This is a genomic window from Streptomyces sp. NBC_01304 (genome assembly GCF_035975855.1).
Taxonomy (GTDB): domain Bacteria; phylum Actinomycetota; class Actinomycetes; order Streptomycetales; family Streptomycetaceae; genus Streptomyces.
Window position 1 is genome coordinate 5,915,983 of the sequence record NZ_CP109055.1, and the last position, 26,632, is coordinate 5,942,614.

The 26,632-nt window shown below is 72.3% G+C and carries 17 protein-coding genes and 1 riboswitch; of the genes, 9 read left to right on the forward strand and 8 right to left on the reverse strand.

Features of this window, described 5'->3' with window-relative positions:
* Positions 1 to 130: 130 nt before the first annotated feature.
* The 3 genes from OG430_RS26360 to OG430_RS26370 all read left to right on the forward strand — a co-directional run bounded on the left by OG430_RS26360 (position 131) and on the right by OG430_RS26370 (position 3,839).
* Positions 131 to 1,276 carry a PP2C family protein-serine/threonine phosphatase gene (locus OG430_RS26360; RefSeq protein WP_442816555.1) on the forward strand — a complete coding sequence of 382 codons (1,146 nt, stop codon included), beginning with the start codon at positions 131 to 133 and terminating at the stop codon, positions 1,274 to 1,276.
* Positions 1,277 to 1,484: 208 nt separating this feature from the next.
* Positions 1,485 to 1,638: riboswitch (cyclic di-AMP (ydaO/yuaA leader) on the forward strand.
* A gap of 11 nt (positions 1,639 to 1,649) precedes the next feature.
* Positions 1,650 to 2,738 carry a M23 family metallopeptidase gene (locus OG430_RS26365; RefSeq protein WP_327355069.1) on the forward strand — a complete coding sequence of 363 codons (1,089 nt, stop codon included), beginning with the start codon at positions 1,650 to 1,652 and terminating at the stop codon, positions 2,736 to 2,738.
* 156 nt (positions 2,739 to 2,894) lie between these two features.
* A complete protein-coding gene (locus OG430_RS26370; RefSeq protein WP_327355070.1) occupies positions 2,895 to 3,839 on the forward strand; it encodes an aldo/keto reductase in 945 nt (314 codons plus the stop codon).
* A gap of 15 nt (positions 3,840 to 3,854) precedes the next feature.
* On the opposite strand, the gene OG430_RS26375 is transcribed toward OG430_RS26370, so the two are convergent.
* The 4 genes from OG430_RS26375 to OG430_RS26390 all read right to left on the reverse strand — a co-directional run bounded on the left by OG430_RS26375 (position 3,855) and on the right by OG430_RS26390 (position 9,212).
* On the reverse strand, positions 3,855 to 5,240 hold the full coding sequence (locus tag OG430_RS26375; protein WP_442816556.1) for a PrsW family intramembrane metalloprotease: 1,386 nt from the start codon (positions 5,238 to 5,240) through the stop codon (positions 3,855 to 3,857).
* Positions 5,241 to 5,317: 77 nt separating this feature from the next.
* Complete coding sequence (gene trmB / locus OG430_RS26380) at positions 5,318 to 6,091, reverse strand: tRNA (guanosine(46)-N7)-methyltransferase TrmB (RefSeq protein WP_327355071.1); 774 nt, start codon at positions 6,089 to 6,091, stop codon at positions 5,318 to 5,320.
* Positions 6,092 to 6,400: 309 nt separating this feature from the next.
* On the reverse strand, positions 6,401 to 7,609 hold the full coding sequence (gene lhgO / locus OG430_RS26385; RefSeq protein ID WP_327355072.1) for an L-2-hydroxyglutarate oxidase: 1,209 nt from the start codon (positions 7,607 to 7,609) through the stop codon (positions 6,401 to 6,403).
* A gap of 139 nt (positions 7,610 to 7,748) precedes the next feature.
* Entirely contained in the window at positions 7,749 to 9,212 is a 1,464-nt protein-coding gene (locus tag OG430_RS26390) for an MFS transporter (RefSeq protein WP_327355073.1), read from the reverse strand.
* 674 nt (positions 9,213 to 9,886) lie between these two features.
* Between OG430_RS26390 and OG430_RS26395 the strand changes: the two genes are divergently transcribed.
* A complete protein-coding gene (locus OG430_RS26395; RefSeq protein WP_327355074.1) occupies positions 9,887 to 11,986 on the forward strand; it encodes an asparagine synthase-related protein in 2,100 nt (699 codons plus the stop codon).
* Between the two features lie 337 nt (positions 11,987 to 12,323).
* Here OG430_RS26395 and OG430_RS26400 read toward each other — a convergent pair whose 3' ends face one another.
* Entirely contained in the window at positions 12,324 to 13,706 is a 1,383-nt protein-coding gene (locus tag OG430_RS26400) for an MFS transporter (RefSeq protein ID WP_327355075.1), read from the reverse strand.
* 122 nt (positions 13,707 to 13,828) lie between these two features.
* On the opposite strand from OG430_RS26400, the gene OG430_RS26405 reads away from it, so the two are divergent.
* Both OG430_RS26405 and OG430_RS26410 read left to right on the forward strand, forming a co-directional pair.
* Entirely contained in the window at positions 13,829 to 14,374 is a 546-nt protein-coding gene (locus OG430_RS26405; RefSeq protein ID WP_327355076.1) for a CGNR zinc finger domain-containing protein, read from the forward strand.
* Positions 14,375 to 14,492: 118 nt separating this feature from the next.
* Positions 14,493 to 17,819: an AfsR/SARP family transcriptional regulator gene (locus OG430_RS26410; protein WP_327355077.1), complete on the forward strand. Its 3,327-nt coding sequence runs from the start codon at positions 14,493 to 14,495 to the stop codon at positions 17,817 to 17,819.
* Positions 17,820 to 17,897: 78 nt separating this feature from the next.
* Here OG430_RS26410 and OG430_RS26415 read toward each other — a convergent pair whose 3' ends face one another.
* Both OG430_RS26415 and OG430_RS26420 read right to left on the reverse strand, forming a co-directional pair.
* Complete coding sequence (locus OG430_RS26415) at positions 17,898 to 19,823, reverse strand: sigma-70 family RNA polymerase sigma factor (RefSeq protein ID WP_327355078.1); 1,926 nt, start codon at positions 19,821 to 19,823, stop codon at positions 17,898 to 17,900.
* A gap of 203 nt (positions 19,824 to 20,026) precedes the next feature.
* Positions 20,027 to 20,800, reverse strand: coding sequence for a TetR/AcrR family transcriptional regulator (locus OG430_RS26420; RefSeq protein ID WP_327355079.1), 774 nt, complete (start codon positions 20,798 to 20,800; stop codon positions 20,027 to 20,029).
* Positions 20,801 to 21,157: 357 nt separating this feature from the next.
* On the opposite strand from OG430_RS26420, the gene OG430_RS26425 reads away from it, so the two are divergent.
* The 3 genes from OG430_RS26425 to OG430_RS26435 all read left to right on the forward strand — a co-directional run bounded on the left by OG430_RS26425 (position 21,158) and on the right by OG430_RS26435 (position 25,325).
* The gene (locus tag OG430_RS26425; RefSeq protein WP_327355080.1) at positions 21,158 to 22,513 is read left to right on the forward strand and encodes an NAD(P)/FAD-dependent oxidoreductase; all 1,356 of its coding nucleotides are present in this window, start codon (positions 21,158 to 21,160) and stop codon (positions 22,511 to 22,513) included.
* A gap of 214 nt (positions 22,514 to 22,727) precedes the next feature.
* Positions 22,728 to 24,383, forward strand: a complete 1,656-nt coding sequence (locus OG430_RS26430; RefSeq protein ID WP_327355081.1) for an ATP-binding SpoIIE family protein phosphatase — start codon at positions 22,728 to 22,730, stop codon at positions 24,381 to 24,383.
* Between the two features lie 9 nt (positions 24,384 to 24,392).
* Positions 24,393 to 25,325, forward strand: a complete 933-nt coding sequence (locus OG430_RS26435) for a tetratricopeptide repeat protein (protein ID WP_327355082.1) — start codon at positions 24,393 to 24,395, stop codon at positions 25,323 to 25,325.
* A 4-nt stretch (positions 25,326 to 25,329) separates the two neighbouring features.
* Here the strand turns inward: OG430_RS26435 and OG430_RS26440 are convergent, their stop codons facing one another.
* Complete coding sequence (locus tag OG430_RS26440; RefSeq protein ID WP_327359231.1) at positions 25,330 to 26,601, reverse strand: MFS transporter; 1,272 nt, start codon at positions 26,599 to 26,601, stop codon at positions 25,330 to 25,332.
* Positions 26,602 to 26,632: the final 31 nt, after the last annotated feature.

The following is a 26,632-nucleotide window of genomic DNA, read 5'->3' on the forward strand; positions in this document are numbered from 1 at the left end:
GGAAACCCTGGGTGGGGAGCGACTTCGCTTCTGCTCGGAGGCCGTACGGAATCTGCGGGTCCGTTGTGGCTGGTCGCGCAGTTCCCCGCGCCCCTTACGGGGCGCGACACGGCCTGGCAGGAGTAGAGCGGTGGGGCAGCGAGGTGGGCGTAGGAGCGGCAGACGCCCGGATACCGGGGACGGACCCGGCCGGGACGTCGGCATCACTCAGGTGCGGGCCTTCGTCCGGGCGCTGCCCCCGCTGCTCATCGTCGTCGGGCTGACCGCCGCTCTGCTGACCCCGCCGCGCTTCACCGCGGCGCCGTTCTTCACGGCGGCCCCGCTGATCGCGGCTCCGTTCTTCTCGCTCCGCTCCACCCTGCTCACCGGGATCACGTCCATCGCCTGTGTCGTGGGGCTGCAGCTGCGGTACGGCACCATGGGGCGGCCGCAGGAGCTGACCGAGCTCATCAACGTGGTGACCGTGGCCGGGCTCGCCGTGCTCATCAACGTCGTCGTACGCCACCGGGGCGAGAAGCTCGCCTCCGCCCGCTACATCGCCGAGGCCGCCCAGCGCGCCGTACTGCCCGAGCCGGCGCCCCGGATCGGCGGGCTCGACATCGCGGCGCGGTACGAGGCGGCGCAGGCGGACGCGTTCATCGGGGGCGATCTGTACGCGGTGCAGGACACCCCGCACGGGGTGCGGCTCATCGTCGGCGACGTACGGGGAAAGGGACTTGGTGCGGTGGAGGCGGTCGCCGTGGTGATCGGGGCGTTCCGGGAGGCGGCCGAGCAGGAGGCGACCCTGGAGGCGGTGGCGCAGCGCCTTGAGCGGGCGCTGGCGCGGGAGGGGACGCGGCGGGACGGGCTTGACGCGGTAGAGGGGTTCACCACGGCGGTGCTCGCGGAGATTCCGCATGAGCGAGGGGTCGTACGGCTCATCAACCGCGGTCATCCGGAGCCGCTGATGCTGCACTCGGACGGGCGGATGTGCCTGCTCAGTCCCGGTGAGCCGGCGTTGCCGCTGGGGATGAGCGATCTCGGGGCCTGGCCGGACCGGGCGGACGAGACGGAGTTTCCGGGCGGGGCGACGCTGCTGTTCTTCACGGACGGGCTCAGTGAGGCGCGGGACGAGGACGGGGTCTTCTACGATCCCGCGGCGCGGCTCGCGGGGCGGATGTTCCGGGCCCCGGAGGCATTGCTGGAGACGGTGGTCGAGGAGGTGCGGGCGCATACCGGGGGCGGGTCCACCGATGACATGGCGCTGCTCGCGGTGGGGCGGCCCGTGTCACCGTAGGTGACCGTCCTACCGCCCTCCGCATAACAACTGACACACCGTCAGGAAAATTGCAGAAGTCAACTCGCCCGATTCCGCCCGCTCGTGCCCCATTAAGTCCAGGCCAAAGGCGTTAACGATCAGTCGGAACGGCTTGGAATCCAGCACCGCTGTCTATTAACGTTCGATAACGCAGCGCGGTCGTCCCAGCCGTCACAAGAGTCGGCTCCGTGCGCACACGCTTAATCCCGCAAGGGAGCCGGGGAACCACTTTTTGGGGTGAATCGGGCAACTCTCGCGTCCCGCAGAGGCGAGAACGCCCGTAGGAAACCTTCCTGTTCCGAACCCGTCAGCTAACCCGGTAGGCGAGAAGGAAGGAAAGGAGTGCGCCCCAGTGGCGACCCCCACAGGCCGGACCAGGTTCAACCCTGAGGCCTCGTACAACCCGGACAGCGACTCTGAGTTCGGTTATGGCGTCAGCTCTCAGGACGAGACCTGGGAGGAGTGGAACCCCACCGAGGACTCCCTCCGCCCGGTACGCGGAAAGCACCGTGTCGGCAAGCAGCGCGGCGGGGGACTCGCACGCAGCTCCACGGTGCTCGGTGTCGGCGTCATCGCCGCGGTCGGCGCGGGTGGCATAGCCACCGCCAAGGACCGCCCGCCGGTACCGATATCGCTGCCCGACCTCTCGCTCCCCGACGCCTCGTCGCTGCCGGGTGTCGGCTCGCTGATATCCGACGGTTCGGACGACTCCGACTCGGGCTCGGAGACTGCCCAGTCGGGCGTAACCCAGGCCGTCGCCGCCTCCGCCACCCTGCCCGACTCGGGTGCCGTCGAGGGCAAGACCACCGCGGACGCCGGTGAGGCACTGCGCGCCCGCATCATGCAGCAGGCCGAGTCCAAGCAGGACGAGGCCGACGCGGCCGCCCAGGACGCCGCGGCCGATGCCGCCGTCAAGGCCGCCGCCGAAGAGGCCTCCGCCAAGCAGACGGCCGCCGAGAAGGCCGAGCTCGAGGCGAAGCGGAAGGCCGAGGCAGAAGCCAAGCGCAAGGCCGAGGCCGAGCGCCTCGCCAAGCTCGCCAAGAGCTACACGCTTCCGCTCGCCTCGTACACGATCACCACCACCTACGGGCAGGCCGGCTCCATGTGGGCCTCCGGCTACCACACGGGCCTGGACTTCGCGGCCTCGACGGGTACGCCGATCAAGGCGATCCACAGCGGCACCGTCAAGGAAGCCGGCTGGTCGGGCTCGTACGGCTACCGCACCGTCCTCGAGATGTCGGACGGCACGGAGGTCGCGTTCAACCACCAGTCGTCGATGAACGTGAGCGTCGGCCAGAAGGTCACCACCGGCGATGTCATCGGCCGCGTGGGCTCCACCGGCAACTCCACCGGTCCGCACCTCCACCTCGAGGTCAAGACGCCGGGCGGCGACCTGATGGACCCGGCCGCGTGGCTGCGCAGCAAGGGCATCACCGTCTGATTTCCCCAGGTCCCCGGCAGTCCTGGCGGCCTACCCCCCGACGCCAGGGCTGCCGGTCAGTGGCATGCCCGCACACTCCTCAACTCCTCATCCGGGTCCTGGAATCCGCATGTGGATATTGGAATACGTGTGCGGGCGAGCGCTGTTGACCGCCGTATGACTTCCCTTCGCCCCCTCGGCTCATCCGACCTCGAGGTCTTCCCGCTCGCCCTCGGCGGCAACGTCTTCGGCTGGACCGCGGACCGGGCCGCGACCTTCGCCGTGCTCGACGCGTACACCGCGGCCGGCGGCAACTTCATCGACACCGCCGACATGTACTCGACCTGGGCACCCGGTCACCGGGGCGGCGAGTCCGAGACCCTCATCGGCGAGTGGCTGACCGGGCGCGGCAGGCGCGAGGACGTCGTCATCGCCTCCAAGGTCGGCAACCACCCCGAGGCCAAGGGTCTTGCGGCCACCAACATCAAGGCCGTCGTCGAGGGCTCGCTGCGCCGCCTGCGCACCGACTACATCGACCTCTACTACACGCACTTCGACGACCTGTCCGTGCCGGTCGAGGAGATCGTGGGCGCCCTCGACCAGTTGGTGCGGGAGGGCAAGGTGCGGGCCGTCGCCGCGTCGAACATCTCCGCCGAACGCCTCCAGGAGTCCCTGGACTTCGCCGAGCGCGAGGGCCTCGCCCGCTATGTGGCGCTGCAGCCGCACTACAACCTGGTCTCGCGGGACACCTACGAGGGCGCGCTGCAGGAGGTCGCCTCCCGCTCGGGGCTCGCCGCGGTGCCCTACTTCGCGCTGGCCTCCGGGTTCCTCACCGGCAAGTACCGGCCGGGTGCGGCCGTGCAGAGCGAGCGGGCCGACGGGGGATTCGAGCTGCTCGGGACCGATCGAGGGGTACGGGTGCTCGCCGCCCTCGACAAGATCGCCGAGGCCCGCGAGGCCGAGGTGGCGTCGGTGGCGCTCGCCTGGCTGGCCGCGCAGCCGACCGTGGTGGCGCCGATCGCCTCGGCCCGGACTGTCGAGCAGCTGCCGGCGCTGCTCGCGGTGGCGGAGCTGGAGCTGACGGAGGGCGAGGTCGGGGAGCTGACTGCGGCTTCAGCCTGAGAGCTGACCGCGGTTTCAGCCTGACAGGTAGGGGTTGTAGTACGCGGGTGCGGGTGGGGCGTACGCGTACCCCTGAGGTGGTGCGTACCCCTGGGGCGGGATGTGGCCGAGCGGGGGGCCGGCGTACGCAGGTCCGGCGTACGCGGGGCCGGTGGGTCTGGGCAGCGGTGGCGGGGGCGTCGCCCGGGCCGCGTACTCCAGGGCGGGGCGGGCGAGGAGTCTGCGGCTCCACAGTTCGTCGAGCAGCTCCCGCTCGCGTATGACGAACTCCGCCCCCGCGCGCCCCCGCCTGCCCCGGTGACGTAGAAACGCCAGCGAGGTCGCGAAAGCCTCGTACTCGGCGACGGCCCGCGCCGCCCCCGGCCCACTCGTGCGCCGGGCGAAGTCGCGGGCCAGGCGGCGGGCGCGCATGGAGGCGAGGACGTACGGCTCGTGTCCCGCGATCCAGCCGGCGGCCGCATAGGCGGGCAGTTCGGCGCGCACGGTGCGCAGTTCGCGCTGGCGGGTCCAGATGGTCAGCCAGGTCAGCAGGCCGAAGGCGGGGACCATGAAGGCGGCGTACACCGCGAAGAAGCCGTAGTCGCCGAAGACCGCCGAGCTGTTCCACAGGGAGTGCATGCCCATCGCGAGCAGCAGTCCGGCCGACGGGATCAGCACGCGGCGTACGCGCTGGCGGTCGGCGGCGAGGGCGGCGATGCCGAAGCCGATGCCGGTGAGCACCGTGAACAGGGGGTGCGCGAACGGCGACATAATCACGCGGACGAAGAAGGTCGCGGCGGTCACGGAGTTGAGGGCGATCCCCTGGATCCCGCTGGCCTCGTCCGTCCCGTAGGCGTTGCCGAGGTAGAGGATGTTCTCCGTGAACGCGAAGCCGGTGGCGGTGACCCCGGCTATGACGACGCCGTCCACGATTCCCGTGAAGTCCCGTCTGCGGAACAGGAACACGAGCAGGACGGCGGCGGCCTTGGCGATCTCTTCGACGATCGGGGCTATGACGGTGGCGCCCAGGGTGTCGGCGCTGGTCGGGTCGGCCGTGGCGGTGGCTATCCACTGCGTCGCGAACGAGTTCGCGATGATCGCGACCAGGGCGGCGGCGCAGGCGCCCCAGGCGAAGGCGAACAGCAGATTCCGCCAGGGTCCTGGCTCCACCCGGTCCAGCCAGCGGAACGCGGCTATCAGCAGCGGCACGGGCAGGACCGCGAGCCCGAGCCCGACCAGGAAGCCCTCGGTCCCCGTCTGCTGCCTGACCAGGGCCAGGATGACGAGCCCGGACAGCGCGAGCAGCACGCTGACCGCCGAGGCCCTGACCCACCGGCGCTGCCACCAGTGGGCACGCCTCCCCGGCCGCTGACCGGCAGGTGGGCCGGTCAGCGGCTGCTGGTACGGAGGACTGCTGACCACACCGTCGACCCTAACGAGGGTCGGGGCCACCTCGCACCGGTGCCTCGGTTCTTTCGTACGTCGGCGGGAAACGAGGGTCAGCTGTTCGTACGCCGGAACAGCAGGTCGTGCACGACGTGCCCCTTGTCCAGGCCCTGGCCCTCGAACCGGGTGAGGGGGCGGAAGGCGGGGCGGGGTGCGTAACCCCCTGTGCCGTCTGCGGACTGCGTGTTCTCGAAGTCGGGGTGGGCGGTGAGCACTTCCAGCATCTGCTCGGCGTACTCCTCCCAGTCCGTCGCGCAGTGGACGATCGCGCCGGGCTTGAGGCGGGTCGCGGCGAGCGTGAGGAATTCCGGCTGGATCAGGCGGCGCTTGTTGTGGCGCTTCTTGGGCCAGGGGTCGGGGAAGTAGACGCGCAGCCCGTCGAGCGAGGCGGGGTGCAGCATCTCGCGGAGCAGGATGATCGCGTCGCCGTTGGCCACGCGGACGTTCGTCAGGCCGTTCTTCTCGGCGAGGCCGAGGAGGTTGCCCTGGCCCGGCGTGTGCACGTCGACGGCGAGGATTCCCGTCTCCGGGTCGGCGGCGGCCATCTGCGCGGTCGCCTCGCCCATGCCGAAGCCGATCTCGAGGGTGACGGGCAGCCCCTCGAAGAGCTCCCGCAGATCGATTCGGTGCAGCCCGTCGATGTCCAGTCCCCACTTCGGCCAGAGCCGCTCCAGGGCTTCGCCCTGGCTGGTGGTGACGCGGCTGCGACGGGGCTGGAAGCTCCGGATCCGCCGCTCGTGGTGCGAGCCGGCGGGGTCGGGCTTGGGGCCGTCGGGGAATCGCGGAGTGCCGCGACGGCTGGCGGGGGTGGGGTTCTGGTCAGACACAGTGGGCCGATTTTACGTGGAGCGGGAGTGGCTTCGCGCGGGGCTGGGGCCGCGGCGCCGGGCCAGCTGGGGGGAAACGGGCACAAAAGCGCCCGATTTGCCCGATCTGGATGCCCCTTTTCCCCCACGTAGCGAATGCGCCCGCCGTTCGGTCCCCGGCTGGCCGGCCGTTCGGTCCGCGCCTGGCCCCGCTCCCGGCCCCGCTCCCGGTCCGCCGCCCGGTCCCGCTTCCGACCCGCTCCCGGTCCGCCGCCCGGTCCCGCTCCCGGCCCCCGCCCGCCCCGCTCTCCCCGCCCCCGCCCCGCCCCCCTACCCCCCCAGCGCCGCCAAAGCCCGCCCCGCGATCTCCCGCCCGATGGGCAGCGAAGCCGTCGCCGCCGGGGAGGGGGCGTTCAGGACGTGGACTGTCCGGGGCGCCTCGCGGATCAGGAAGTCGTCGACCAGCGTGCCGTCGCGCAGGACGGCCTGGGCCCGGACCCCGGCGGCGGTCGGGTGCAGGTCGGCCTCCGTGACCGCGGGCAGCAGCCGGCGGACCGCCTCGGTGAACGCCGCCTTCGACAGGGAGCGGTGCAGCTCGCCCGCGCCGTACCGCCAGTGCCGGCGGGCTATCCGCCAGGAGCCGGGCCAGCCGAGCGTCCCCGCGAGCTCGCGGGGCCGGACCACCGACCAGGAGTAGCCCTCGCGGGCCAGGGCCGGCACGGCGTTCGGCCCGACGTGCACGCCGCCGTCGATGCCCCGCGTGAGGTGGACGCCGAGGAAGGGGAAGGCCGGGTCGGGCACGGGGTAGACCAGGCCGCGCACCAGCTCGGGCCGGGCCAGCTCGAAGTACTCGCCGCGGAAGGGCACGATCCGCATGGCCGGGTCGTCCCCGGCGAGCCGGGCGATGCGGTCGCAGTGCAGGCCCGCGCAGTTGACCAGGACCCGGCCGCGTACGACCTCACCGCGTGCCGTGCGCACCGCGACGCCGCGCTCGGGGCGGCGGTCGATCCGCGTGACCTCCGCGCCGTAGACGATCTGCGCCCCCGAGGCCGCCGCCAGGTGCGCTGCCACGGCCGGGAAGTCGCACACCCCGGTCGAGGAGACGTGGATCCCGGCGAGCGCCCGCACCTGCGGCTCGTACTCCGCGACCTGGGCGGGGCCGAGCTCGCGCACCGGAATGCCGTTCTCCCGGCCGCGCTGGACGAGGGCGTGCAGGCGGGGGAGCTCCGCGCGGTCGGTGGCGACGATCAGCTTTCCGGTGACGGCGTGCGCGATGCCGTACTCCGCGCAGAACTTGACCATCTCCATGGCGCCCTGGACGGCGAAGCGGGCCTTGAACGAGCCGGGCTTGTAGTAGATGCCGCTGTGGATCACTCCGCTGTTGCGGCCCGTCTGGTGCCGGGCGGGGCCGGCCTCCTTCTCCAGGACGGTGACCTGGATGCCCGGCCGGGCGCGGGTGAGCGCATACGCCGTCGACAGGCCGACGATCCCGCCGCCGATCACCAGCACATCGCAGTCGTACCCCGCAGCTCTTGCCACGCGCGTCACCTCCCGAGACTTCCGCGCCCGCGGTCGGCCGTCTGCCCACGACCGATTCCGCGTTCAAGTTCGATACTGCACTGCGCCACTGACAATGCCTTCAAACCCGGAAGCCGCACAGGCCGCGCCCCTGCCGCGGCTACGCCGGTGCCACGAGCAGCGGACGGGCCCGCTCGCGCAGCTCCACCACCCGCGGCTCGTCGCCGTGCGGTTCGAGGCGGTGCAGCAGGTCGCGGACGTACTCCGTGGTCCGGGCGGACGAGATGCGGCCCGCCACCTCCACCGCCCGCAGGCCCTGTGCGCAGGCCGCGTCCAGATTGCCCGACTCCAGCTCGGCGACCGCGCTGACGACGAGCCGCAGGCCGTGGGAGCGTACGAACTCCTCCGTGGGACGCGACAGGGCCTGCTCGGTGAAGCGGCGCACCTGGCGGGGCGCCTTCAGGTCGCGGTAGCACTCGGCGGCGTCCGCGGCGAAGCGGTCGTACGAGTAGAAGCCGAGCCACGAAGGGTCGTTGTCGCCCTCCCGCGCGCGCTCCAGCCAGCCCTCGGCGGCCTTCAGGGCGGCGCCCGCCGCCTGCGCGTCACCGGCACGCGCGTGTGCCCGCGCCTCGACCAGACGGAAGAAGCTCATCGTGCGGGCCGTGGCCAGGCCGCGGTTGCGCTCCAGGGCGGCCTGCGCGAGGTCCACACCCTCGTCGCCGAAGCCGCGGTAGGTGGCTTGCAGGGACATCGATGCCAGTACGTATCCACCGAGGGGTACGTCGGCGGCCGCGCGGGCCAGGCGCAGGGCCTGGATGTAGTAGCGCTGGGCGGCCTCCTGCTGGCCCGTGTCGAAGGCCATCCAGCCCGCGAGACGGGTGAGTTCGGAGGTCGCGCCGAACAGGGCGCGGCCCACCTCGTCCGAGTACGAGCCGAGCAGCAGCGGTGCCGCCTCGACGCGCAGGCACTCGGGGACCATCGACGAACGCCAGTCGCCGCCGCCGTACTTGGAGTCCCAGCGCCGGGCGTCCTCGGCGGCCTCGCGGAGCTTGTGGACGTCGCTGTGGCCGACCCGCTGCGGTGCCTCCTCAGCCGCGGCGCTCTGGTCGGCGGTGAGGACGCCTGCCGCGCCGGCGGCGATGTCCGGGGGCCGCTCGACCGAGCTGTCGGCGGGGGTTATCAGCCAACGGGACGCCGGCGTCGCGTAGGCGCTCACGGCGAAGGAGCCCGCCAGGGACTGCCAGATCCCGCCACCGCCGGCCCGCCGCCCGGCGAGGTCGAGGCGGTACAGCTCGGTCGCCGACTTCACGGCGGCGCCGACGTCCCGCGGGAAGGCGAGGCCCACTTCGGGCGCCGGATCCGCGTCCGCCAGGCCGATCTCGTGCAGCGGCACCGGGCGGCCCAGCTTCTGGCCGATGGCGGCCGCGATGAGATGCGGCGCCGCACCCTGCGGGACCATGCCCTTCGAGACCCAGCGGGCCACGGAGGTCTTGTCGTAGCGCAAGGTCAGACCGCGTTGTGAACCAAGGTCGTTGACCCGCCGCGCGAGCCCCGCGTTGCTGATTCCCGCGAGGGCGAGGACGGCGCCGAGTTTGTCGTTCGGCCCGCGTTGCTCCCTGGACATGAGCCACCCCTCGACGACACGACGGCTGCCGCAGGATTGGCATACGCGCGCGGCATTCGTAAACCCAGCGTAGTTCCCCGCATTCCATGCGTTAAGAGGCAGTGTTCCGGATGGCGAGATTGTTGTCTGTACAGGAGTGCGGTTGCTTCCCGTCGTGCTCCGGGCGTGTGGCCGTGCGCCCGCCCGTGCGCTCTTCTCGGACATGTGGGGGAGCGCTTCCATGAGGGATGCGTGGGTCGGCCCACTGACACTGGATCCAGTGGGCTGGGGGACACCGCCGCCTCCATCCCCGCGGGCGGCGGATCGGTCCGGGAGGCGACTGGCGCCTCCCGGACTGTGGTTGTAGTCGGCAAGTCCTGGGTGCGGTGGTTACGGCCGCCTGCGCCCGCGCGCGTGTGGCCGATTTGGCCAAAATTCGACGGTGCGGTACAAGCCCAACTCGGCGGCCGCAGCGGCGCATTGTGGTGTGCGCTTGCGACTCCGTAACCCCTCTCGCGCGCCTCCTTCGTGGCAGCATGGTGCTGCGTTCCCTTGGTCCTCCTGGTTCCGTCGGCTCGTTGGCCCCGTTCTTCGGTTCCGTTCTTCGGTCCCGTTGCCCGGTATCGCCCTTCTGTCCCGTCGGTTTCCTCGGCTTCCTCGGGTGCTCCGGTTGTCCACAGCCTGTGGAGGCGACGATGCGGTGGTTGGTGGGGTGGAGCAGTACCACCGCGAAAGCGACCGGGGCGATGTACGCCCCGGGCGGCGGGGCCGCAGGTGACGGGGGCGAAACCGTGCACCCCGTGGGCTCCCAACTCCTGTGGGGCGACCCCGATCCGCTGTGGGCGGTCGGCGACTGGCGCTCCGACGAGGTCCGCGTGGTCAAGGCCGACGACCGGACCAGGATCGCGGTGCTCGGCACCTGCGGGGCCAGCGACGAGCAGCTCAGAGTCGGCCTGTTCGCCGCGAGAGGCGGCGCTCTGCGCCATCTCACGGCCTGGCCCGGCAGCTACACCGCGGTCGTCCAGGTCGGCCGCCGCGTCACCGTCGCCGGCGATCTGGCGGGCGCGCGGCCGGTGTTCTACACCCCCTGGGCGGGCGGCACGGCGTACGCGACCGCGGCCCTCCCCCTCGCCGACCTCATCGAGGCCCACCTCGACATCCCGCACCTCGCGGCCCTGCTCGCCTGCCCCGACGTACCGGAAGCACTGCAGGAATCGACGCCCTACATGGGCGTGTGCCGCATCCCGCCCGGCCACGCGCTGATCCTGCGGGACGGCGCCCGGGAGATCGCCGGGTACGAAGCGGTCGCCTCCCTTGCCGTCGCCGCACCCCAAATGGACGCCACGCGCGCGGTGGACGGCGTTCGTGACGCGCTGGTCGAGGCCGTACGCACCCGACTCGCCGCGCCGCGCCACGTGCCGGACATAGACCCCGGCCCCGTGCCCGGCATGGGGCCCGCCGAGCGCCGTGCGGCCCGGATGCCGGTGCCGGGGATCGGCGCCGACCTGTCGGGCGGCCCGGCCTCCGGGACGCTCGCCCTCCTCGCGGCCGGTCTGCCGGGGCTGCCGGGGACGGTGCTCGGGCACGGCACGGGCGCCGGTGAACGCCTCCTTGCCGTCACTTTCAACGATCTGGCCACCAGTGGGCGCGAGGCCGAGCTGGAGCGGGCCGGGGCGATCGCGGAGAATCCGCGGCTGCACCACGTGGTGGTCGCGGCGGGCGAAGAGGCGCTGCCGTACGCCGAGTTGGACGGGCCGCTGACGGATGAGCCGGGCCCTTCTTTGATTACCGCCGCTCGGCATCGCGCCCGGCTCGCCTCCGGCAGTGCGGACCATTTCACCGGGTATGGCGCGCGGCAGGTCCTGGACGCCCATCCGGCCCGCCTTGCCGACCTGCTGATGGACCGCAAGCGACGCCATCTGGTGCGCCCCGTCGCGGCGTTGGCGAAGGCCGAGTGGTCGGTGCGGGAGGCGGTGCGGGTGCCGGTGCAGGTCTACGGGGCCGCGCGACGGCTCGCCCGTACGCCCTACAAGGCGGGCATCGAGGCGGTCGGGATCCGGTTGCGGGACCGGTACTTCGAGGAGCCCGAGGGCGCGGTGGGCGCCTCGCTCGCCGCGCTCAACTGGGCCCGGCCCGGGCCTGCCGCGCGCTGGCTCACGGGTGAGGCGCTGGCTGAAGTATCGGTTCGCCTGGAGCGGGCGGCGACCCGGCCCGGCGCCAGTCCCGGCCAGCGGCCGGGAGAGCTGCGGGCGCGGGCCGCCCTCGCGCGCCACGCGGCCGATCTCCGCATCCTCGAACAGGCCGCGGAGGTCCGCTTCCAGCGCCTGCACGCGCCGTTCCTGGACAACCAGGTGGTACGCGCGTGCCGCGCCCTGCCGGAGAACCTGCGGGTGCAGCCGGGGGCGCGGGCGGCGATCCTGCGGGCCGTGCTGGAGGGTGCCGGGGTCACCGAACTGCCTTCGGGGTGGGGTGCTCCGTCGCACGCCTCCTCCACTGCCGCGATCAGTACGGGGCTGCGGGTGGCGGTGGACGATCTCGTCGACCTCTTCGATACGCCGCTGCTCGCGCAGGCCGGGCTTGTCGAGGGGCGGGTGGTCCAGAAGGCGTTGCGGGCCGCCGCCGAGGGCGAGTTGGTGGCGCTGGACGGGCTTACGGAGCTGGTGGCCACCGAGTTGTGGCTGCGGCGGTTGCTGTCTCGGCGGGGGACCTGTTGGACGGGGACGCCTGCGCGGGCTCGGGCTGTGCCGGCGGGGATTCGGCCTCAGCAGGGCGCTTTGGGCGCGCGGCAGGGCTAGGTCTGGTCGGGCCCGGGTTGCTCGTTGGGCCCTGGCTTCGGTTGGCCTCGCGGGGGCTTTGCCCCCGGGCCCCCGGATCGGCCTTCGGCCTCTGTCCTCAAACGCCGGACGGGCTGGGTGGGTTCACCGTTCGGGCGTTCGGGCGTGCGGTGCCTGGCGGTGTCGTTGCGCCGCCGGTTCGTGAGTGGTCGGGGCCGTGGGGGCGTACGCGTGCCGACTTTGCTCAGCGTCCCCGACCGGACAGGAAGCGCCGGGTCCATGCTGGGTATGTCGGCACGCGTACGCCCCCACGGCCCCTTTCGGTCGTTCAGCGGCTCTCCGTCGGTGGGGAGTGCTGTCAGCCTTCGGACGGTGTGGTGGGGGACAAGGACCGAGCAGGCCTTGATGAGGGGTCTTGGGTGTGGTCTCGCAGGAATGTGGCGCCTGCTAGCTGTAGGGCTGCGATGGTCAACAACAGGATCCAGGGCGGTAGTTCGCTGTCTGCCGCGATTCCGGTCAGAGCCGCGCCGCAGGCCGCTGCCGAGATCTTGAGGCCTGCGCCGAGGGTGAAGACCTGGGTGCGTACGGAGTCCGGTGCGTGGTCCGCGCGTATGCGCAGGGTTGAGGTCAGCAGGGGGCCGTCGCACACCCCGGCAGCGATGAAGAGCATCACGGCGATGGTGTACGAGGGCACGAGAGCCGCCCCCGTCAGTGCGGCCCCGGTCCCGATGAGGCTTGCCAGGGCCAGTCTTCGCGGGCTGATCCGGGGCTCGCGATGGGCGAGCGCCAGGCACCCGCCGAGTGCCCCCACGGCAAAAGCGGTGACCAGTAGGCCGCCTCCGTCGGGATGCCCCCGCTCCCCGGCGAGCAGTACGGCGGCCACGGTGAGCCCGCCCATGCCGAGGAAGGCCACGCAGGTGGCGGCGGTGATGTCGCGCAGGGCGGGGGTGTGGCGGACGGCGTTGAGGCCTGCCTTCAGATCGGCCCACAGGGAGGGGGAGTTGGCCTTGGCGGGGGTGGCCCCCGTGGTCCCGCCCCTGTCACCTGCCGCGGCATCCACCTCTGTCGGCAAGGGCGATGAGGCGTCCGCAGGCCCGTCCGGGCGGGCCACTCCCTCGCCCCGCGCCACCTCGGCCCGCGAGGACACCGAGCCGGGGTCGTGCCCCGCCGCCGCATCCTGGTCGCCCCGCCGACCCAACGGCAGCATGCCGATCAGCCCCGCGCCGCATGCCGCCACCCCCGCCAGCACCCCCGTCGCAAGCCCCGGTGACGCCAGGGCGGCCAGGCCGGCCACCGCTCCCGGGCCCGTCACCGAAGCCGCGTTGTACGTCGCCGCGTCCAGTGCGTACGCACGCGCGCGTGCCGGGCCTTGGGGGGTCAGGAGGGCGACCAGGCTGGACAGCCCGCCAGTGACCACCGGGCCGCAGGTCCCGCCCAGCAGTGCCACGGCCACCGTCACCGCGATCGGTGCCCGGCCCACCACCAGCGCGAGCCCGGCGATCGCCGCCGCGAAGCCGCCGAGGGCCAGGGCGTAGCAGAGGCGGGTCCGGCGCACCCGGCCCAGCAGGCTTCCGGTGAGCGGGGCCGCCAGGACGTGCGGGGCCATCCATGCCGCCAGGACGAACGCGCCCTGGGCCGCGCTGCCCGTGCGCGCGGTGGCCAGCAGGATCACGGCCACCGCCACACCCTCGTCGGCCAGGCGCGCGCTGAACGCCACGGCCAAGTAGGGCCTCAAACTCATGGCTCCCCTTGTGTGGTGATGAGTTGTAACGGCTTGTGTGGGTAACACGTTACGGTACGATGCTCGGGGAACGTACCGCATTGAGAACAGCCCGACCGACATCGCCAAGGAGCAAGCGCCCCATGCCCGGCTTCCGGCCCGCCCAGCGCCTGATCGACCTCGCCAACGCGGTCCGCGAGGACCCCGCCGTCGGCCGCGAGGCCCTCGCCGAAGTGCTGGCCGAGCACGGCGAGACCCCCGCCGACCTGTCGCCCCGCGCCTTCCGTAAGGAGGACGCCGACGAGCTGCGCGCTGCCGTCCTGCGGGTCACGGACGTGCTCGTCGAGACCGACACCGACCGTGCCGCAGAGACCATCAACGACCTGCTCGAACGGTGCGCGGCCCGCCCCCGCCTGAGCCGGCACGACGGGCACGCCTGGCATCTGCACATGGACCGTGGGGACGACGCCGGGTGGGGCGACTGGTTCACCGCCGCCAGTGCCACGGCCCTCGCCCAGATCCTCAGCGAGCACGGCCGGCCTGCCTGGGGCGCGTGCGCGGCCCCTGGATGCGGCACGTTCTTCCTCGGCACCGGGCCCGGTGACCCACGCCGTTACTGCTCACCCCGCTGCGCCTCACGCGTGCGCGTGGCCGAGCACCGGCGGCGGAAGGCCGCCGACCGGCCTTGAAGCGGAGCGGCCGGATCCGCGTACCCGCGGATCCGGAATGAGCCCATCCCCCGGGCCGGGCCACGCCCCGCGCCGAAACTCCTCGGCACTGGCCCGCCCGGGCAGGAACAATGACCCCGTGCGGTACCGAATCCTGGGCGCCACCGAGGCGCATGACGACCAAGGCACACCCCTCCCCATCGGCGGCCCGCGCGTGCGCGCACTGCTTGCGGCGCTCGCCCTGCGCGCCGGGCGTACGGCGACCACCGAAGCGCTCATCGACGAGGTGTGGGCCGACGACCCGCCGCACGACGCCCCCGCCGCCCTCCAGGCCCTCGTCGGCCGGCTGCGGCGCGTGCTCGGCAAGGAGGCGATCGCGTCCGAGCCCGGCGGCTACCGCCTCGCCGTCGACCGGGACGACGTCGACCTGCACCGTTTCGAGCGGCTCACCGGGGAGGGCGCCGCGGCCCTGCAGCGCGGGGACGCGGAGACCGCCGCCCGTGTGCTGCGCGAGGCCCTCGCCCTGTGGCGCGGCCCGGCCCTGGCCGACCTGCCGGACCGGGCCGCCGCCGCCCGCCCCGAAGCGCGCCGCCTGGACGCCCTGCGCGCGCGCATCGAGGCCGATCTGCGACTCGGCCGCGCCCACGAACTCGTACCGGAACTGCGGGAGCTCGGCCAGGCGCATCCGTACGACGAGCCGCTGCAGGCACAGCTCATCCGCGCCCTGCGCGACAGCGGACGCGGGGCCGACGCCCTGGCCGCGTACGAGAACGCCCGCCGCACCCTGGTGGAGGGTCTCGGCGCCGATCCCGGACCGGAACTGCGTGCCTTGCATGCGGAGTTGCTGGCAGGAGCAGGAGCAGGAGCAGGAGCAGGAGCAGGAGCAGGAGCAGGAGCAGGAGCCGAGTCGGAGGCTCTCCGGCCGGAAGACGCAGGCCCCGCTGCCTCAGGCACTGCGGCCCCACCGGTCACCCCCCGCCCCGACCGCACCACCAACCTCCGCCCCCGCCTGACCTCCTTCGTCGGCCGGGAACCCGAACTCGCAGCCATCCGTGCGGACTTGCAAAGAGCGCGCCTCGTCACCCTCACCGGCCCCGGCGGCTCCGGAAAGACCCGCCTCGCCGAGGAGACCGCGGCCGGCCACCCCCAGCCCGCCTGGCTCGCCGAGCTCGCCCCGCTCGACCGGGCCGAGGCGGTCCCCGGAGCCGTGGTCAGCGCCCTCGGCCTGCGCGAGACGGTGCTGAAGACGAGCGAGCTGACCATGTCGCAGGACGACCCCGCCGCCCTGCTGGTCGAGTACTGCGCCCCGCGGGGCCTGCTCCTGGTCCTCGACAACTGCGAACACGTCATCGGCGCCGCCGCCCAGCTCGCCGAGACCCTGCTCACGCACTGCCCCGAGCTGCGGATCCTCGCCACCAGCCGGGAACCCCTGGGCGTACCCGGCGAGTTGGTGCGCCCGGTCGACCCGCTGCCCGACGCCCCGGCCCACCGTCTCTTCGCCGAACGCGCCGCCGCCGTACGCCCCGATTTCGACCCGGCCGAGGACCCGGACGCGATCGCCGAGATCTGCACCCGCCTCGACGGCTTGCCCCTCGCCATCGAACTGGCCGCCGCCCGGCTGCGGCTGCTCACCCCGCGCCAGATCGCCGACCGCCTCGACGACCGCTTCCGCCTGCTGACCTCCGGCAGTCGCACCGTACTGCCGCGCCAGCAGACCCTGCAGGCCGTCGTCGACTGGTCCTGGGACCTCCTCGACCAGTACGAACGCACCATGCTGTGCGAGGTGTCCGTCTTCGCCGGCGGCTGGGACCTGGCCGCGGCGGAGGCCGTCTGCAGCGGCGGGCCGGGCCGGGCCGCCGAGCTCATCGGCGCGCTCGTCGACAAGTCCCTGATCGTCGCCGCACCCGACGAGGGCACCCTCGGCGGCGGAAGGGAAGGCATCGGCAGCAACAGCGGGATGCGCTACCGGCTGCTCGAGACGATCCACGAGTACGCCGACGGGCGCGCTGCCGGAGTCCCGCAGGTGCTCGACGCCGCACGCCGACGACACGGCGCGTACTACCTGGGCCTGGTCGAACGGGCCGACCCCCTGCTGCGCTCTGCCGAGCAACTGCCTTGGATCCGGGCCCTGGAGACCGACCTGGACAACATCCGGGCCACCTTGCGGCGCTTCGTCGAGACGGCCGACGAGCAGTCGGCCATGGCGCTCGGCCTGGGCATCGGCTGGTTCTGGTGGCTGCGCAACTACCGCAAGGAAGGCGCCGAGTGGATCGCCCGGATCCTGAGCCTGGGCGCTGACCCCGAGGGCCCGGACGCCGAACGCGACCCGCGCTACTGGCCCCGGATGCGGCTGGGCATGGGACATCTGTTCCTGGTGTCGGAGTCCGGGCCGCTGGCCGAGGTGAAGAGCCCGCAGGAGCGCGAGAGGCTGGCGCGGATGCGCGAGACCTTCTCCCGACAGGTGCCGCAGGCGGCCACCTTTCCCGGTCTGCTCTGGCCGTTCATCTCGTACGTCCTGGAGGGATCGCCCGGCGGCCGGCGCGAGATGGATCACGTGGTGGAGACCTGCCGCAGGTTCGGCGGCCCCTGGGACCTCGGCGTCGCGCTGATGTTCCGTACGCACATGTCCGTCGACATGCAGGGCGGCATGGTCGGCATCGACGACGACCTGGCCGAGCTGCGCGTGCTCTCCCGTCAGGTCGGCGACCGCTGGATGCGGGCCCAGGTGTGCAGCGCGGCCGGCGAGGCGGCCATGGCGCGCGGGCAGTACGCGAACGCGCAGAAGGAGTACGAGGAGGCGCTGCAACTCGCCTATGAGGTGGGCGCGTTCGCGGAGGCCCCCTTCCTGATCGCCCGGCTCGGCGAAATCGCCTACCGCGCGGGCGACCGCGAAGTGGCCGCGCGGGCCTTCGTGGAGGCGGACGCGGAGGCGAACCGGTACGGGACGCCGGACGCCCAGGCCTTCATCCGCGTCATGACGGCCACGATGGCCCTGGACCGCGGCGAAGTGGCCTTGGCGCGCAGGGAGTTGGAGGCGGCAGGCGTCGCGGCTGCGGGCGGCACCCCGCCGCCGCAGTACGAGGCGGCGACCACCGGCCTCGCGGCCCGGATCGTCATGGCCGAGACGGGCCCCCGGGACGCCTTGCCGGTGGCGGTCGAGGGGATGCGCCTGGCGGTGGCCGGGAGGTGCGCCGAGGTGATCACGGCGGCCCTGGCGGAGACCGGCGCCATCCTGCTGTCCGCGCTCGGCGCCCACCCGCGCGCCGCCCGGATCCTGTCCGCGGCGACCCACTGGCGCGACGGCACGCCCCGCCCCGAGCCGGAGCGCACGGAGGCGCAGGACCTGGAGAAGGCGCTGCGCGAGGCCCTGGGGGAGGCTTACGCGGCGGAGCAGGCGGCGGGGGAGCACCTGAGCGCCGACGACGTACTGGCGGATCTGGAGTCTGCAGCGGCGGAGTTGGGCTGACAGCTGACGGATTTCAGAGATTGATATTCCGTCAGTCGCCCCTCAACTACAGCCGCTCCCTCAACTGCGGCCGCTCCCTCAACTACAACCGATCCGCGACTGGGCCCAGTCCGCCAACGCCACCGAGTCGAACGGCGAATGCGGCTCCACCACCAGCCGCATCGTCTTCCGCCCCGTCAGATCCACATGCACCGGCACCGCGGGGTCACCCCCGTGGATCACCGGCGACTGCCACATCCGGGTCCCGTCCGCGTACACGGAGAACCGCACCGCGCCGAGCCCCAGCGTCAGGTCGTCGACACCGGCGTACGCGTCGTACGTGGAGCAGGTGCGGTTGAGGTCGATGGTGATGGAGGAGTACGCGTGCACGGTGATGCCGTGCCCGTAGTCCTTGTCGCCGATCGAGAGCCCCCAGCGCTGCCACATCCAGCTGGACTCACCGAGGCGCACCTCGGGCTTGGTGCCGTCGCCGAAGACGCCGTACTCGAGCCGGTTGACCTGGTAGACCGCGGGCGCCGGAGGGGGCGGTGGCGGCGGTGTGGGCTTCGGGGTGGGGCTGGGCGTCGGCTTCGGGGTGGGGGACGGCGTGGGCTTCGGCGTCGGTGAGGGCGTCGGCTTGGGTGTGGGCGAAGGCGACGGCTTCGGCTCGGTGGGCTTCGGCTCGGGTTCGGGCTCCGGCGACGGGCTGGGCGTCGGATCGGGCTTCTGCGGTACGACGGGCGCCGAGGTCGCCGGCTTGGCCTTGGGCTCCGGCGCGGGCTTGGGGTCCCCGGCCAGCGCCATCGCCACCGCGACACCCGCCGCGACGACGAGGCCCGCCGCGATGCCGGCCTTCGCCGGTGCGCCGAGGCCTTCCGAAGCGGCGGCCCCGCCGGCCGCACCCGCCCCGCCGGAGGCGCCCCCCGCAGCGGCGGCCGCCCCGGCCCCGGCGGCGCCCGCGGCGCCGCCACCGATGATGAGGCCCGCCTTGACGGTGTACCCGGCGGCCCCGAACCAGCCGATGACCGCGACCGGCACCAGGCCCGGGATCCCGCTCGCGAGTTCCTTGATCTGCCCGGCCGCGAGGCGGCACTTGGCGCAGTCCTCGAGGTGCTTGCGCAGCCCCCGTTCGGCACGGGTGCGCAGCCGGCCGCGGGCGTACGCGCCCAGGCGGTCGGCGTAGATGGCGCATTCGTCGTCGGCGGCGAGCGAGACGCTCACATGGGCCTGCAGATAGGCCTGCTTGAGCCCTTCGCGGGCCCGGCTGGCGAGCTGCGCGGTGGCGTTGGGCGAGGCGTGCCCGAAGAGCGGGGCGACCTCGCTCAGCGGGTCGTCCTCGACCTCGGTGTGCCAGAGCACGGCCTGCCACTCCTCGGAGAGGCTGCGGAAGGCCTGCATGACCATGGAGCGCTCGGCCTCGTGCATGGCGAGGACGTCGGCGCCGAGGTCGAGAGTGTCGTCGTCGGACACCTCGGAGGAGCGCTGGGCCTGCGCGGCGAACACCGCGAAGTCTTCTACGAGTTGTTCTCTTTTGGCCGACTTCGTCCACCCGGCGGCGACGCGGCGGACCGTGGTCAGCAGGTAGGCGCGCACCGCGTGTTCGGGGCCGGAGCCGCCGCGTACGGCCTGCAGCATGCGCGCGAAGACCTCGGAGGCGAGGTCGTCGGCGGTGTGCGCGTCCCGGCAGCAGGTGCGCGCGTACCGGCGCACGGCTTCCGCGTGGCGCCGGTAGAGCTCCTCGTACGCGGAGTCGTCCCCGCCCCGCATACGGGTGATCAAGTCGGCGTCGGAGGAAGGCTCCTGGCCGCCGGTGAGGAGATCGTCCGCCAGTGATCCGGCGCCGCCCTCACGCTGTGGAGGCACGCTGGGATCGGCACCTGGCCCGCCCGGCCCAGAAGATCCCGAAGCTCCCGGAGACCCGGAAACCCCGGAAGGACCGCCTTGGCTCGGCACCTGCCGAGAGGGCAGCCCGCCGGAATCCCTGTTGCCTCCGGCGAGCGGCTCGCCCTGCCCGTCAACGCTCATAGCGCGAAGCCCCCGCATGCACACTCAGACCCGAACACCGGGAAAGAGTGCCACACACGGGAACCACGCCGAACCGTCCTGACAAGCAACCACTCATCTGAGGTGACTTACCGCAGAGGAGCACTACCGTTCACCCATTCGGGGCAGGCTCAACAAGTCCGTGCCAAAAGGCAGTTGGCCGACCGCCGAACCGACGGGCAGTACTAGGAGGGCCGGGACCGCAGCCCCTCGAGGAGGATGTCGAGCAGCCGGGCCGAAGCAGCCGCCTGATGGGCCGCGTCCGGCAGCGAAGGCGCGGCCGTCGCGATCACCAGGAGCACGTCCGACACCGTCACGTCCCCGCGCAGCTCACCGGCCGCCCGCGCACGCTCCACCAGCTGGCCGACGACCTCCAGGAGCGCACTCGCCCCCGCGTCCCCGATTCCGGCGTCGAGTGCCTCCTCGGCCGGCGCCGGACGCTGCTCGACCAGCCGCAGGTGATCCGCCTGGACCCGCTGCTGCGGTACCCGCGGCTCCTCGACGCCGAGATCCACCGCATCGGAGGACTCGTCGGCGACCCCCACCCGCAGCACCTGCGGAGGCAGCAGCCGCCCCGCGCCCGACGCCACGGACGTGCGCAGGAAGCGCGAGAGCGCCGACCACGGCTCGTCCTCCTGACCGAGCGCGGTCCTGGCCTGCTCGGTGAGCCGGGAGGTCTCCTCCTCGGCGATGCGCTGCACCAGTACGTCCTTGCTCGGGAAGCGCCGGTAGACGGTGCCCACCCCGACGCGCGCCCGGCGCGCCACGTCCTCCATCGGCGCGCCGTACCCCAGCTCACCGAAGACTTCGCGGGCAGCCCGCAGGACATGTTCGAGATTGCGCTGCGCGTCCACGCGCAGCGGTGTCGTACGCGCACTTTCTCCAGGCCTTCGCCCATGGCCGTCAGCAGCGGCTGCGACAACGGACGTGGAACCCCAACGAGAATCCTGAATGTGCATAAGCGTTCCCCCGGTAATGACGTCTCCCCCCGGAGACCTTCCCCGCCTTGACCGCCGGAGCGAGGGCCCATCCCGTGCGCCTTACGGACGCACAACCCCTTCACCCCGACGACACACGAACATAGTTGAGCGAGAGTCAATTCAGAAGGGGCCAGTTCCGCACAGACGACCCCTCGATCGGAGTACGCACCGGTTCCGCCCCGATTGCCCCCTCCCTCCAGTGCCCCAGGTCCCACCCTGACCTGCGCATTCTTCCAAGTGGCCGGAACCCGTCGTGCCATGTCTCGCGGGCAACTCGCGGTCACACAAATTGCCGGGCCTGTGGACAAACACGCGGCCCCAAGGCGTCATGGACAGGTGACGGATCCAGCGCGCATTCTCGTCGTCGGCGGCGGCTACGTAGGGCTCTACACCGCTCTGCGCCTCCAGAAGAAGCTCAAACAGGAGCTGAAGCGGGGCGAGGCGGAGATCGTCGTGGTCACCCCCGAGCCGTACATGACCTATCAGCCGTTCCTGCCCGAGGCGGCGGCCGGCTCGATCTCGCCCCGCCATGTCGTCGTGCCGCTGCGCCGCGTCCTGGACGACTGCAAGATCGTCATCGGTGAGGCACAGTCCATCGACCACGCCAAGCGCACCGCGACGCTCACCACGCTGGCCACCGTCGAGGAGGGCACGGGCGCCATCGAGTTGACGTACGACGAACTCGTCCTCGCCCCCGGCTCGATCTCGCGCACCCTGCCGGTCCCGGGCCTGGCCGACTACGGCATCGGCTTCAAGACCGTCGAGGAGGCCATCGGCCTGCGCAACCACGTCATCGAGCAGATGGACATCGCCTCCTCGACCCGCGACCCCGAGGTCCGCCAGGCGGCCCTCACCTTCGTCTTCGTGGGCGGCGGTTACGCGGGCGTCGAAGCACTCGCCGAACTCGAGGACATGGCGCGCTACGCCTCGCGCTACTACCACAACATCAAGCCCGAGGACATGAAGTGGATCCTCGTCGAGGCCTCGAACCGCATCCTCCCCGAGGTCGGCGACGAGATGGGCACGTATGCCGTACGCGAGCTGCGCGGCCGGAACATCGACGTACGCCTGGAGACCCGCCTCGACTCCTGCGCGGACCGGATCGCCGTCCTGGACGACGGCGCCCGCTTCCCCACCCGAACGCTCGTATGGACCGCGGGCGTCAAGCCGCATCCGATCCTCGCCGCCACCGACCTGCCGCGGAACGAACGCGGCCGCCTCAAGTGCACGGCCAAGCTCTCGGTCGAGGGTGTCGAGCACGCGTGGGCGGCCGGTGACGCGGCCGCCGTCCCGGACGTCACGGCGGCCGAGGACGGCAAGGAGTGCGCGCCCAACGCGCAGCACGCGGTGCGCCAGGCGAAGGTCCTCGCGGACAACATCGCCGCCTCCCTAAGGAGGCAGCCGCTCACCGAGTACGCGCACAAGTACGCCGGTTCCGTCGCCTCGCTCGGCCTGCACAAGGGTGTCGCGCACGTCTACGGCCGCAAGCTGAAGGGCTACCCTGCGTGGTTCATGCACCGCGTGTACCACCTGAGCAGGGTGCCGACCTTCAACCGCAAGGCGCGCGTACTCGCCGAATGGACCCTTTCGGGTCTCTTCAAGCGCGAGATCGTCTCGCTCGGCTCGCTCGAACATCCCCGCGCGGAGTTCGAACTCGCGGCCGGAGGATCCCGCCCGAAGGAGTCGTCCTGACCACCGCAGGAACTCGCTGTGCGGCACCGGCGTCTCACGGATGTCAGTGCGGTCGGCCAGACTGATCAGGTCACCTCAGGCCACCCCAGATCACCGAAGAACCGACCAACTGACCGACATGGGCGTACGTTGCCCACTTCGGCCTCATCGACGTTCGGACCCCGGCCGACTCCGCGGCCACCGACAGCCATCGACCCAGAAGCGATAGAACGCAGTGAACTTCACGCGCTGGAGCGCCAGGCTCCCAGGAACGCAGCGCCGCGCTGCCGCCCGGTCCGACCATGGCTCCGTGCCCGCGGCCCGCGCCGAGCAGCTTGCCGCGGGGGCGGACGGCGCCGAAGGGCCACTGCCCACGCCCGCGGTCGAGGACCTGCCGGTGTCCGAGATCCTCGACCGCATCCCGGCCCTGATCGCGCTGGTGCACGGCCCCGAGCACCGCATCGCGCACGTCAATGACGCGTACGCCGCCGCCTTCGGACCGCGCGAGGTCGGCGCCCCCGCCCAGGAGGCGCTGCCCGAGCTGAAGGAGCTCGGCCTGCTGCCCCTGCTCGACCAGGTCCTGCGCAGCTCCAAGCCGCGCACGGTCAAGTCCCGCAAGGTGCCGGGCGGCCGCTCGTACACGTTCACCTGCACACCCTTCAACAACGCCGCCTCCGCCACCGGCGGCGTCCTGATCTTCGCCGCCGATGTCACCGACCAGGCGGAGGCCGCCGAGCGGCTGCGCGCCAGCGAGCGCAGGCACCGCGAGGCCGCCGTCACGCTGCAACGGTCGCTGCTGCCGCAGGAGTTGGAGCAGACCGACGATCTCCGCATCGCGGCCACGTACCAACCGGGCGGCACGGACGCCGCGGTCGGCGGCGACTGGTACGACGTGATCGCCCTGGGCGGCGGCCGCACCGCGCTGGTCATCGGCGACGTCATGGGCCGGGGCGTGCGCGCGGCAGCCGTCATGGGCCAACTCCGCACCGCCGTCCGCGCGTACGCCCGCCTCGACCTGCCCCCGCACGAGGTCCTCCAGCTCCTGGACGGCCTGGCCGCGGAGATCGACGCCAACCAGATCGCGACCTGCGTCTACGCCATCCACGACCCGAACGAAGGCCGCCTGACCTACTCCTCCGCAGGCCACCTGCCGATCCTCGTACGCGACGAGAACGGCGTGCTGCACCGCGCGGAGGAACCCACAGGACCGCCGCTCGGCACCGGTGGCTGGGTGCACACCTCCGGCTCGATGCCCTTCCCGCCCGGCTCGACCGCCGTGCTCTACACGGACGGCCTGGTCGAGCGGCGCAGCGAGGACATCGACCAGGGAGTGGCCGCCCTGGAGCAGGCCCTGGCCGGCGCGACCGGCACCCCCCAGGTGGTGTGCGACCGCCTGATCCGCGCCCTCGGGGTCACCGCCGAGCACGACGACGACGTGGCGGTCCTCGTCCTGCAGCACCCCAAGCGCACCGGCCATGACGCCGAGCTGTTCCGCGGCGCCGCCCTCGACCTGCTCGGCGGCGTCGAAGCGGCCCCACGCGCGCGTGCCTTCGCCTCCGGCGTCCTGGCCAGCTGGCGCTTCCCGCCCGAGCTGTACGACCTCGGCGTCCTGGCGGCCAGCGAACTGGTCGCCAACTCCCTGCAGCACGGCACCCCACCCATGCGCCTGAAGCTCCGCCGCACGGACCGCCGCCTGATCATCGAAGTCACCGACGGTGACGACCACCTCCCGCGCCGCCGCCGCGCCGAACCGGCCGACGAGGCGGGCCGGGGCATCGCGATCATCGCCACGATCGCCTCGTCCTGGGGATCGCGCCGCACTCCGGGCGGCGGCAAGGCGGTGTGGTGCGAGTTCGCCCTGAAGGACAAGGCCGGGGGCAAGGATCAGTAGTCTCCCGGCATGGCATTCCAGAACCCGTTCCGCCCTTCGAAGACAGCCCTCGTCGAACGGCGCATACAGCTCGTCCAATCCCTCCTGAGCCACGGACGAGTGCAGGAAGCGGACGCGGAGATACGGCAGGTCATCGAGACGTCCCGTACGTCACTGGGTGCCGAGCACCAGCTCACCGTCACGGCGCGCGTGGTGCACAGCGCGACCCTGTACGTCGCCGGCCGGTACGCCGAGTGCGAGGAGACCGCCCGCGCGCTCGCCGCGGACCGGGCCCACCTGCGGGGCGACCACCTGGCGCTCGCGGCACTCAGCCACGCCGCCCAGGCCGTGAGTGCCCAGGGCGGCCACGCGGAAGCCCTCCGACAGCAGGACGAACTGCTCCCGTACTTCATCCGCATCCACGGCCAGGAGCACCCGCTGACCCTCAAACTCCGCTCCGACCGCGCCCAGACGCTCGGCTATCTGGCACGGTACGAGGAGTCCGAGGCCGAGTCCCGGTCACTGATCGCCCTCGCCGGCCAGGGCAAGGAGCCCTCGCACCGAATGCTCTCCCTGTCCGCCCGGAACGCACTGTCCTACGCCCAGTCCGGCAGCTCCCGGTTCACCGAGGCCGAGACGACGGCCCGCGAGGCCCTGGCCGGCGCGCAGGGCGAGGACCGTTTCACCTCGGTGCTGCGCCTCGCCTTGATCCGCGCGCTCAACGGCCAGCAGCGGTACGAAGAGGCGCTCACCGAACTGGCAGCGCTGCCCGAGCTCCAGACCCCGGCCGAAACCGGAACCCGCGAACTCGCCAGGGCCACCGCCCTGCGCGGCCAGGGCCGCCGAACCGAGGCAGAAACGGAAGCCCGCTCAGCGCTCGCCGCCATCACCCGAGCCCTGGGCCCCGAACACAGACGTGCCCAGGAGGCACAAGACCTCCTGGGCACGCTGGCGGACGACTAGCGCGTCAGGCGTGAGCCGGCACCGGCTTGGCCGGCTCCCCGGACTCGACGACCCGGCTGCCGCGGTGCAGATACGGGTGGTTCTGCGCCGGGGTGAGCTTCTTGCCGAGCCTGATCGCCAGGAACGTGATCCCGAGCGAGAACAGCACGAACACCACGATGTACGGCGCGTGCAGCGAGGCCCCCATCGGCCCGCCCACGGCCGGACCGACCGCCAGCGCAAGCTGCTTGACCAGCGCGAAGGCCGAGTTGTAGCGCCCGACCATGCCCTCGTCCGCAAGGTCGACGACCAGCGGCGCGACCGTCGGCGCGAGCATCGACTCACCGATGCCGAAGAGGGCGTACGTAGAGATGAACGCGGCGGTCGCCATCGCCTGGCTGCCGTTCCCGAGGCCCGCGTAGCCCGCCAGGATCCAGGCGAACGCCCAGATCAGACCGACGGAGGCGATGACCCGGGTGCGCTTGCGACGCTCCACGAAGCGGAGCACCAGGAACTGCGCGACCACGATCGCCCCGGTGTTGGCGGCCAGCGCGAAGCCGAGGGTGGACGGCGAGATCCCGGCCGCCTCGACGCCGTACGCGGAAAGACCGGACTCGAACTGTCCGTAGCAGGCGAAGAACAGCACGAAGCCGAGCACGCACAGCTGCACCATGGCGCGATTGCCGAGCAGCCGCTTCCAGTCGCCCGTGGCCTGCGGGGCCGCGTCGGCCATGCGCGCCTGCCGGGGCGTGCGCACGGTGGCCATGACGACGGCGAGGGCCAGGAAGATCGCCGTCTCGATGCAGAACAGCAGCGTGAAGTCGCCGGGCCGCTCGTGCTTGACGATCTGGCCGCCGATCAGACCGCCGATGCCCAGACCCAGGTTCTGCAGGAAGAACTGCATCGCGAAGTCACGGGTACGGGTCTCGGCGGTCGAGCACTCCACGATCATCGTGGCGAGCGCCGGCTGCATCACGGCCTGACCGGCGCCGAGCAGGGCGGCCGAGGCGAGCACCAGCTGAGGACTGCTGGAGAGCCCGAGGCTCATGGCTCCGGCAGCAGCGGTGACGAGGGCGGCGAGCAGGACGGGCAGGGGACCACGCCGGTCGATGGCCCGACCGGTGAACGGCAGCACGATCAGTGCCGCCACGGCAAAGGTGGCAAGCACCAGGCCTGCCGTCACGGCACCCAGATCCCGCACCTGCGCCACATAGACGTAGAGGAACGGAACCGTGAAGCCGAGCCCGAACGCACTGAGTGCGTTGCCCACGTGGATCCGGCGCATCGCAGCGCCCATCGCCCTGGTCACTTTCACCTGCCTTGGAAGA

Coding starts and splice junctions, on each gene's coding strand:
- OG430_RS26370 (WP_327355070.1), top strand. CDS start 2,895: ATGACTTCCCTTCGCCCCCTCGGCTCATCCGACCTCGAGGTCTTCCCG.
- OG430_RS26440 (WP_327359231.1), bottom strand. CDS start 26,601: ATGGGCGCTGCGATGCGCCGGATCCACGTGGGCAACGCACTCAGTGCG.
- OG430_RS26420 (WP_327355079.1), bottom strand. CDS start 20,800: ATGCACATTCAGGATTCTCGTTGGGGTTCCACGTCCGTTGTCGCAGCC.
- OG430_RS26390 (WP_327355073.1), bottom strand. CDS start 9,212: ATGTCCAGGGAGCAACGCGGGCCGAACGACAAACTCGGCGCCGTCCTC.
- OG430_RS26435 (WP_327355082.1), top strand. CDS start 24,393: ATGGCATTCCAGAACCCGTTCCGCCCTTCGAAGACAGCCCTCGTCGAA.
- OG430_RS26400 (WP_327355075.1), bottom strand. CDS start 13,706: ATGAGTTTGAGGCCCTACTTGGCCGTGGCGTTCAGCGCGCGCCTGGCC.
- OG430_RS26395 (WP_327355074.1), top strand. CDS start 9,887: ATGCGGTGGTTGGTGGGGTGGAGCAGTACCACCGCGAAAGCGACCGGG.
- OG430_RS26405 (WP_327355076.1), top strand. CDS start 13,829: ATGCCCGGCTTCCGGCCCGCCCAGCGCCTGATCGACCTCGCCAACGCG.
- OG430_RS26415 (WP_327355078.1), bottom strand. CDS start 19,823: ATGAGCGTTGACGGGCAGGGCGAGCCGCTCGCCGGAGGCAACAGGGAT.